Origin of the sequence: Hyalangium sp., assembly GCF_035629615.1 — a bacterium.
In the GTDB taxonomy this organism is placed as follows: Bacteria; Myxococcota; Myxococcia; order Myxococcales; family Myxococcaceae; genus Hyalangium.
The window spans coordinates 1-2,550 of sequence record NZ_DASPHO010000513.1; the positions used below are offsets into that span (position 1 = coordinate 1).

Annotated in this window: 2 protein-coding genes; one reads left to right on the top strand and one right to left on the bottom strand. The window is 65.5% G+C overall.

Annotated features, from left to right (window positions below; translation table 11 throughout):
• The coding region (locus tag VD972_RS26240) for a metallophosphoesterase family protein (protein ID WP_324991476.1) at window positions 1–664 on the bottom strand (664 nt) is incomplete at its 3' end.
• An 893-nt stretch (window positions 665–1,557) separates the two neighbouring features.
• Between VD972_RS26240 and VD972_RS26245 the strand changes: the two genes are divergently transcribed.
• Window positions 1,558–2,550, top strand: a 993-nt coding sequence (locus tag VD972_RS26245; RefSeq protein WP_324991477.1) for a hypothetical protein, incomplete at its 3' end; no start/stop codon positions are given.

Below are 2,550 nucleotides of genomic sequence, written 5' to 3' on the forward strand. Positions count from 1 at the left end.
GCGTTAAGCCGCTCTGTATCGTGTCACCCCAATCGGGGATGAAGGGGAGCAGGTGGTGATGCATGACGAAGATACGAAGCGCTCGGTCGTCATCGAGCGCCTTCAGCTTCCCCTCGATGAGTTTCAGTGCATCTGCGTCGAGATGGGCTCGGTCGTCGATAACACGCTTGCCGTCTATGGCCTTTGCATTGATGTGTGCCGCTGAGTTTGCAGCAACAATCAAGAACTGGCCGGGAACGTGCTTGACCGCCACTAGGCAATGCCGCTGGGCAAAGCGGCCATCCGGCGATGCGAAGGGGTAGAGCGTGGAAAATTCGTCCTGGTGAATACGCTGAAGCATCTCCACGAAGGCATGGTGTGGATCCTCGGGATGGTCGAGGTGAACATCGTGGTTGCCGGGAGCCACAATGAACTGTGCACCTCGCCACTGAATCTGCAGGGCTTCAATGAACCTCGCGGCGAGCTCATACTCCTCAGCAGTGCCGGACCAGCCTACGTCGCCCGAGATGACTACTGCATCGGGCGGGGTTTCCAACTCGGGGTCCCGGTTCATCATTTCAATGAGCTGAGTCGGGTCGGGCTGGTCTTTGCTGTCCGTGAAGGCGAATCTTGACCGAGCGATGTGCGGATCGGACAGATGCAGCAAGCGGATGGGATTCGGCATATCGGCATCCAAGGGCGATGGCGTTGCGTCTCTAAGGACCAGAACCTCCACCATCCTAGCCGAACGCCCTGGCCTGTCACCTGAGAGGCAGCGGGTTATCAACCGTGTTCCCTCAAGCGGGGAATGAGCCGGGACCGGAAGTGGCGAGCCAGGAGCCGGTGGCAGCAGCGAGTGAGGAGCCGAAGAAGGAGAGGACGGCGCGGTGGGCGGGGCCGTGCTGCTCCGCAGGAGCTTGGCGCAGGACGTCTGTGCCTGCGGTGAGGGCAGGCGCCGGGTACTGCGTACGTGACGGCACCCGGTGGGATGCGCGCCATGTTGGAACACCTGGGGCTGCCTGCGGCACCTGCCAGGCTGTCCTCTTCACAAGAGCCACCCCAGCAGGAGTGGTGTTGAGCAGCAGTCGCCAAGAGGCTCAAGGGCCCTGGGGTGCCCCTGATGGGACAGCGGGCAGAGCAGGGGTGTGCCCCAAGTGGGTTGCACGGCGGGTGCCCCGGCCCGACGGCGCATAGCCTTTGTGGCACCCGTCAGCGGCCTCCTCTGTTTCTGTGTACCCGTCCACCGCCGCTGTGGAAGGACGTGGTGGTGCGCACGGGCGGTGCCGCCATGCTGCTGCGGCGCGAGGTGGAGGCCCTGGGGGCGCTGCGGAATCGCAAGCAACTGGAGGAGGCAAAGGCCCTGCTGCAGGCGCACCCGTGACTGAGGCCCAGCAGGCCATGGCGGAGCCGCTGGAGCCGCTCAGCCGTGCGGATCCCCATTAAAGGTCTGGAAAAGACCGGAAAATTCGCCGCGGGAAGATCCTCCCCCGGCCTCGTTCTCTGCGTGCATGGCCTATCAAGCGGGCGAGCACACAGCCCCTGAGCGCGCCGCAGAGGCACGCAGAGGAACGACACAAGATGAGCAACAAGAGGCCCTGGATCGCTGCATTCGCACTCTCCCTCGCAGGCTGCGGGGTGGGGGGTTCCCAGCCGGACACCCTGGACACGGAGCCGCAGAGCGCCGAACAACAGATCGTCAGCAAGCTGGCCATCTCGCTCGATCAAGTGCCGCGGGAGTTCCATCGCCGGGCGGCGCAGCTCCTCGAGGACGTGCGTGGCTCCGAGAGCGCACCCACCTGGGAGACCGCCATCCTGTCTCCCTCTGTCCAGCCGCTGTACCGGCCGGACGTGTCGGGCGTGGCCTACTACGAGTTCCGTGTGCTCGTCCGCCAGCAGCCCATGGGCTTCATCATCGTCTCCACCGGAGCGCATGACTACCCCATCGCTCACTGGAACTTCGAGGGGCGATCGCCGGCCGAGACCCTGCTCCAGCAGGCCGGCAGCATGGCCACCACCTTCTACAAGGTGGACTCCCTCTCCTATGTGGTCGAGGGCCCCGGGGGCGAGATGCTGGCGAACATCGGCGGCCTGCCCCACCGCATCATCGGGCAGGATCCGGCCTGGCTCGACAGCCCCGTGACGCCGACGGACGTCACCTGGGTGCCGGAGGTACCGATCGCCGATGACCGCGAGGCCTCCAGAGGAGTGCTCCGCGAGGTGGTCAGCGGCCCGAGACTTCCCACCACGCCCATCACGCTGACCGGCTGGCGCTCGTGGCAGGAGCTCAAGGCCTACTACCGCGAGAGCTATGGCACGTTGGCCGAGTCGCTGAAGCGTCAGGCCGCGGAGGAGTGGGAGACGGATAAGCTGGCGCAAGAGTCGGGCGAGGGGCTCGTGGTCGGCCGCCCCTTCGAGCTGGCGCTGCTGTATCCCCAGGCTGAGTTCCAGCTGCTCGGGGAGGGCGCCTCCAGGGTCAGGCCCTCGTTGGTGAGCACCCCCTCCGGCGGCCAGATGCTGGTGCTGACGGCGTTCGATGCCACCCCGGGTGTGGAGCTGCCACTGACGGTGGTG